Origin of the sequence: Mesorhizobium sp. LSJC285A00, from assembly GCF_000503155.1 — a bacterium.
Taxonomy (GTDB): domain Bacteria; phylum Pseudomonadota; class Alphaproteobacteria; order Rhizobiales; family Rhizobiaceae; genus Mesorhizobium.
This window is the reverse complement of the sequence record NZ_AYVK01000086.1, coordinates 1-5850: the sequence shown is the minus strand read 5'-3', so window position 1 is coordinate 5850 and position 5850 is coordinate 1. Positions and strand designations below refer to the sequence as shown.

At 65.6% G+C, this 5850-nt stretch carries 6 protein-coding genes and 2 pseudogenes; 4 read left to right on the top strand and 4 right to left on the bottom strand.

Features of this window, described 5'->3' with window-relative positions; all coding sequences use genetic code 11:
- Both X726_RS0137010 and X726_RS137500 read left to right on the top strand, forming a co-directional pair.
- Positions 1–253, top strand: a pseudogene (locus X726_RS0137010) (helix-turn-helix domain-containing protein); the annotation flags it as partial.
- Positions 254–282: 29 nt separating this feature from the next.
- Positions 283–915, top strand: a complete 633-nt coding sequence (locus tag X726_RS137500) for a glutaminyl-peptide cyclotransferase (protein ID WP_023730380.1) — start codon at positions 283–285, stop codon at positions 913–915.
- 52 nt (positions 916–967) lie between these two features.
- Here the strand turns inward: X726_RS137500 and X726_RS137505 are convergent, their stop codons facing one another.
- Positions 968–1273 (bottom strand): hypothetical protein, encoded by a 306-nt coding sequence (locus X726_RS137505; RefSeq protein ID WP_023689804.1) that lies wholly within the window; start codon positions 1271–1273, stop codon positions 968–970.
- An 85-nt stretch (positions 1274–1358) separates the two neighbouring features.
- A pseudogene (locus X726_RS1000000172135) lies at positions 1359–1451 on the bottom strand (oxidoreductase); the annotation flags it as partial.
- A gap of 106 nt (positions 1452–1557) precedes the next feature.
- On the opposite strand from X726_RS1000000172135, the gene X726_RS137510 reads away from it, so the two are divergent.
- Entirely contained in the window at positions 1558–1902 is a 345-nt protein-coding gene (locus tag X726_RS137510) for a PQ-loop domain-containing transporter (RefSeq protein ID WP_023673886.1), read from the top strand.
- Positions 1903–1939: 37 nt separating this feature from the next.
- Here the strand turns inward: X726_RS137510 and X726_RS137515 are convergent, their stop codons facing one another.
- Positions 1940–2671, bottom strand: coding sequence for a DUF2270 domain-containing protein (locus X726_RS137515; protein WP_023673885.1), 732 nt, complete (start codon positions 2669–2671; stop codon positions 1940–1942).
- Positions 2672–2909: 238 nt separating this feature from the next.
- Here X726_RS137515 and X726_RS137520 point away from each other — a divergent pair, with 238 nt between their 5' ends.
- Entirely contained in the window at positions 2910–5204 is a 2295-nt protein-coding gene (locus tag X726_RS137520) for a cation:proton antiporter (protein WP_023673884.1), read from the top strand.
- Between the two features lie 30 nt (positions 5205–5234).
- On the opposite strand, the gene X726_RS137525 is transcribed toward X726_RS137520, so the two are convergent.
- On the bottom strand, positions 5235–5850 hold a 616-nt coding region (locus X726_RS137525; protein WP_023673883.1), incomplete at its 5' end, for an MFS transporter.

The window sequence follows — 5850 nt, the reverse complement described above, 5'->3', positions numbered from 1 at the left end:
GCTGGCGCGGCCGATCGAGGAGCGGCACGCCGCGGTGCTGGCCTTCCTGGCCGATGGTGAATCCTGGGCCAGCTCGGCGTTGGCGCTGGCGCTGGGCGCCGGACAGCGCAGCGTACAGCGGGCGCTCGAGCAGTTGGCCGAGACCGGCAAAGTGCAGTCCTTCGGCCACGGCCGGGCGCGGCGCTGGATGACGCCACCGGTCGCTGGTTTCACGACCACCTTGTTACTCCCGTCGCCGCTGCCGAACGGCTAGGAAAGGTGACCATGATCGAGGACCAGGACATGAAACATTCAGCAGCGGAAATCCTGCGCGAATACGGGCCCTTTCCTGATGTCGACACCGTGCACGGCGTGAGCTTCGACGGACAGAATGTCTGGTTTGCGACGGGCGAGCGGCTGACCGCCTTCGATCCGGCAAGCGGCGAGACGCTGCGCTCGATCGATGTCGCGGCACATGCCGGCACCGCCTATGACGGCCGGCATCTGTTCCAGCTCGCCGGGGACCGCATCCAGAAGATCGACCCCGATACCGGCAAGGTGCTCTCCACCATCCCGGCGCCCGGCGGCGGCCGCGATTCCGGCATGACCTGGGCCGAGGGCACGCTCTGGGTGGGGCAGAACCGGGAGCGCAAGATCCACCAGATCGATCCCGAGACCGGGAAAATCCTGCGCACCATCGACTCAAACCGCTTCGTCACCGGAGTGACCTGGGTCGATGGCGAGCTCTGGCACGGCACCTGGGAAGGCGACCAGAGCGATGTCCGGCGCGTCGATCCGCAAACTGGCAAGGTGCTGGAACGGCTCGACATGCCGGCGGGGGTGGGCGTTTCCGGGCTCGAATCCGACGGCGGCGACCGCTTCTTTTGCGGCAGCGGCCCTGGCGGCATGGTGCGATCGGTGCGTCGGCCGAAGTAAGGCCGTCAAGTATTGGGCCGGCAGCGTATTTCCTACGGTCATCCCGCCGAGATCATATCCCGGAGCCGTCGAGCAGCGGGACGTCTTCGCCTTGCCACGGACTTGGCATTGAAGCCCGGCTCAGATTGGCCGTCGGCAGCGGCATCCAGCATTTCAACTCCGGTTCGGGGTATTCGATCACCCGTCCTGGCGACGAATCGGAAGAGCGCCAGCCCTCCGTGCCGAACTGGTCGGCGCGCGACCAGTAAGCGAGGTCGACCTCGGCCGGCCCCTGTTCCGATGGCCTGACCGTGACCAGGATGCGGCTGCCGTCCTTGGGGGCGCTCGCCATGTGCCGCCAGCGATCGGGTTCGTCCATTCTCATGTCCTCCTGCACGTTGCAGGGATAGTCGCCGCGCGCTTGGCAGCGGTCAACCCGAACTTTGCCCAAGCACGAGATCTGTTTAGCACTCCCGCGCCGTCGGCCGAAACAAGATCTGGTTCATGTCGACCTCGTCGGGCTGGCTCACGGCGAACGCCCCCATGGCGAAAGAATCCGGATGCCGGGCCGCAACAGGAAAATCGAAACCGGCATGTGAACGGGCTCACATGCCGCCACTGCAAGGAACGCTATGGGACGTCCGGCCATGACAGGGGTTTCGGATGACACTTGCTGATCTGTCTTTTTATCTTTTCACTATTTTCAATGGCTTGCGGGTGGTGTCCTACCTGCCGCAGATCGTGCGGGTGGCCCGGGACAGGCACGGGGCGTCGGCGATTTCCTACGCGACCTGGCTGTTGTGGACAGGCGCCAACGCCACGACGGGACTCTACGCCCACATCAATCTGAACGATCCCGCTCTGGCGGCGATCAACTGGCTGAACGCCGTATGCTGCGTGCTGGTCATCGCGCTCACCGCCTACAAGCGCCATCGCGCACGGCTTCCGGTTGAGGAAGCCGCAAGCCGGTCGGAAGCGACCGCTCTGATGGTCGACAATGTCTGCTGAAGATCACCGCGGCAGATTGCGCTTTTCGAGGCCGCTCTCAGACATGCACGGTGCCATGCGAAAGCTCGCCCTCGTCGCTTGAGATGAGGAAAGCGGCTGCGAGTAGGCCGACATAGAACAGCCCGACCATGCACACGACATAGATGCCTGGAACCGGGCCGAGCTGCGCCACGCGCGCGGCGTCGAGAAATGACGCGCCCAAGCCTATCGGCGACCCTTCGCGCTGCAGACTGGGCGTCGTGATCTTCAGCACCCACGCCAGCATCAGGATCGTGTACATGAAAATGTAGTTGCGGCGCAGCCGGCGCACCAACGCCGCGCGTTGCGAGATCAGGAAGCGCGGCGAACGCAGGCCTTCGCCGACGATGGCCAGCCAGTTGGAGGCGTAGTCGGGCTGCGGCGAGAAAATCTGCGCGAAATAATAGCGCTCGAACTGGCGCACCCTGGCCCGGTAGACGTCGAAGAAACGATAGCGCCGCGCCTCGATCCATAGCAGCAGCGTGGTCAGCAGCATGGCAAAGAGCAGCACCCCATGATGGGCGCTGGGCGTCGAGAGTGAGACTGAGAGCATGGCGGCGACGACAGTAATCGCCCAGTTGCTGGTACGGTCCAGCCGGTCGCGCCAGCCGGCCATGCGGGCGATTTCGGCGCGGTGGAAATGCGACATGGTGGCCACGAATTCCGATGAGGTGAGCTTCAGCGCGAACGCATCAGAGGCCCGCGGCGCTGCAGCCGCTTCGTCGGTTTTCACGGTCTTGACCTGGGACATCCCTTGCCACGCGCCTCCCAACGCCATGGCCGGCCGAAACGACGCCGGTCATCCCCATCCGCGCAACGCGCAATCGGTTGAAAATGTTCCGTCGCCGGCCCGGGTCTCGGCGGTTTATCCGCAGTCAGATAGGCCCGTTATGCGATTCAGGTAAGGAGGAACCTGCGGCGCGCCAAGGGAGCGTGGCGTGCAACCGATCTCGCCCGCAAACGTTATACCGGGCACGATGAGGGGGTGCATGTCCTTCGTGGTCAACCGGCGCCGGTCGGTCGCGCTTGCCGCGGCAGCCTTCGCATTCATGCCGGCCGCATCGTTGGCAGCCGAAAAGACCGGCATGTCCAGCGAGGGCATTTTCGTTCTCGAAATCCTCCTTCTGCTTCTCGTCGGCCGCGGCATCGGCGAATTGCTGGAGCGTCTCGGCCAGCCGGCGGTGATGGGTCAGCTCATCGGCGGCATCCTGCTCGGGCCATCGCTGCTCGGCTGGCTATTGCCGGAAGCAGAACGCGTGATCTTTTCAGGCGACGCCACCCAAAAGAGCATGATCAGCGCCATCGCACAGCTCGGCGTGTTGATGCTTCTGTTGCTCACCGGGATGGAGACGGATCTGCGGCTGGTGCGCAGGGTCGGCCGTGCGTGCTTTTCCATCTCCGCCGCGGGCGTCGCCGTGCCTTTCGCGCTCGGCTTCACCGCCGCGCAGTTCATGCCGGCCTCGCTGCTGGCCGACGGAACCGAGCGCATTGTCGCCGGTCTCTTCCTCGGCACGGCGCTGTCGATCTCCTCGGTCAAGATCGTCGCCATGGTGGTGCGCGAGATGAACTTCATGCGCCGCGATCTCGGTCAGACCATCGTCTCGTCGGCCATCATCGAGGACACGATCGGCTGGGTGATCATCGCCATCACCATCGGCATCGCCACCAAGGAGCGCATCGAGCTCGGCAGCCTTGCCTTCACCATTGTCGGCGTCGCCGCCTTCATGGGGCTTTCCTTCACGATTGGCCGCCGCATCGTCTTCGACGCCATCCGCTGGACCAACGATACGTTCCGCAGCGAATACGCCGTCGTCACCGTCATTCTCGCCATCATGGGCGCAATGGCGCTGATCACCGATCTGATCGGCGTCCACACCGTGCTCGGCGCCTTCGTCGCCGGCATACTGGTTGGGGAATCGCCGATCCTGTCGCGTCATATCGAAGGGCAATTGCGCGGCGTCATCATGGCGCTGTTCATGCCGGTTTTCTTCGGCGTCGCCGGCCTTTCGGCGGATCTCACCGTGCTTGTCGACCACGAGCTTGCGCTACTCACGGCCGCTTTGGTGCTGATCGCCAGCTTCGGCAAATTCGCCGGCGCCTTCATCGGCGCCGAGCTTGCCGGCATGAGCCGCAAGGAAGGCATCGCCGTCGGTTGCGGCATGAACGCGCGCGGCTCGACCGAAGTCATCGTCGCCTCGATTGGCCTGTCGATCGGCGTTCTGTCGCACAATCTTTTCACCATGATCGTGACCATGGCCGTCATCACCACGCTCGCCATGCCGCCGACCTTGCGTTGGGCACTCGGCCGCTTGCCGATGGGCGAGAACGAGAAGAAGCGTCTGGAGCGCGAGGAGATCGACCAACGCGGCTTCATCGCCAATCTGGAACGACTGCTGGTGGTGACCGATGAGGGCGTTGTCGGCCGCTTTGCTGCTTACCTCGCCGGAGTCGTGGGCGCCGGCAGGCCGACGACGGTGCTGCATGCCCGAGGCGAGGGGGAGGAGGCCGAGCCCGGCACGGATGCGAAGCTCGAGCCGATCGAAAAGGGTGCCGAGGACAGCCGCGAGGCCGCCAGGAGTTCGGACGAGGAGCTGGCCCGCGCGGCGCCTGTCACGCGGCGCCGCGAGGCCGAGCTTTCGGCCGAAACGGTTGCCAAGGAGGCGCGCAAAGGCTATGGGCTGCTGCTGATCGGGCTCGGCCGCGCGGTCACGTCGAAAGGTGGGTTTGCCCGCCGCATCAACGAGATCGCCGGCGCCTTCGAGGGCCCGCTATGCCTGGTGCTGAAGGCGACCGGCGCCGGCCGCCAGATGCCAAGGCTAGGACCTGAAGGCGGGAAGATTCTGGTTCCGGTCAACGGCACCGCGATCGCCCGCCGGGGTGCCGAAATGGCGCTGGCGATTGCAGCGGTCACGGGTGCGCGGGTCAAGATACTTTATGTCGCGCGCGTCGCCCGCGACGAACCGCGCGACACTGTCTCGCATCGCCGCAGGGAGGCGGTGCTGAAGGATACCGTCGCACTAGCCGACCGCTATGGCGTCGAGATCGAGACGGCCATCCGCAGCCGGGCCGCCGCCGCCGATGCCATTGCCCGCCAGGCCGGCAGGGGGGCGGCGCTGATCGTCATGGGCGTGGCGCGGCGCCCTGGCGAGGAACTCTTCTTCGGCGAGACGACCACCGGCGTGCTGCAGCGCTGCCAATGCCCGGTGGTGCTGATCTCGGACGCCAGGCTCAGCCGCGACGACGAGGGCAGGGAAGAGCTGCGCTCGGGAACGGGGACAGGGTGATGAGTATTTCCCCTCGAGGGGAAATTTCGCTCATGCCGCCTGCAGCCTCTCTCGGCCGGGCTGCGGCGGGAAGGCGATGGCGATGCCGGCAGCACCGAGGCCGATCAGCGCCGAGCCGATGAACAGCCAGGAATAGCTGGCATAGGCGTCGAAGATCATGCCGCCGGCGAGCGGGCCGAACGACATGCCGAGGCTGGACAACAGGGTCGCGGCGCCAAGTATCGTGCCGATGATGCGTGGCCCGAAATAGTCGCGCGCCAGAACCGCATAGAGCGGCATGACGCCGCCATATGTGGCGCCGAAGATGATCGCCAGGAGATAGAACTGCTCGAGATTGCCGACGGCGAGATAGGCGGCGATCACCACCGCCTGGATGGCGAGGCCCACGATCAGCACCGGCTTGGCGCCCAGCCTGTCGCCGAGCACGCCGTAGAGCACGCGCCCGCCAAGCCCGGCAAGGCCCTCGACGCTGTAGATCGACACGGCTGCCATCGGCGCCACGCCGCACGACATGGCATAGCTCACCATGTGGAAGATCGGCCCCGAATGCGCTGCGCAGCAGGCGAAGAAGGTCATACCCAGCACCAGGAATTGCGGCGAGCGCAGCGCCTGGCCGACTGACATGCCGGGGGCCGCGGCAGGCGCG

Excerpts from the sequence above, each read along its gene's own strand:
- X726_RS137510 (WP_023673886.1), top strand. The coding sequence starts at position 1,558 with ATGACACTTGCTGATCTGTCTTTTTATCTTTTCACTATTTTCAATGGC.
- X726_RS137500 (WP_023730380.1), top strand. The coding sequence starts at position 283 with ATGAAACATTCAGCAGCGGAAATCCTGCGCGAATACGGGCCCTTTCCT.
- X726_RS137505 (WP_023689804.1), bottom strand. The coding sequence starts at position 1,273 with ATGGACGAACCCGATCGCTGGCGGCACATGGCGAGCGCCCCCAAGGAC.
- X726_RS137520 (WP_023673884.1), top strand. The coding sequence starts at position 2,910 with ATGTCCTTCGTGGTCAACCGGCGCCGGTCGGTCGCGCTTGCCGCGGCA.
- X726_RS137515 (WP_023673885.1), bottom strand. The coding sequence starts at position 2,671 with ATGTCCCAGGTCAAGACCGTGAAAACCGACGAAGCGGCTGCAGCGCCG.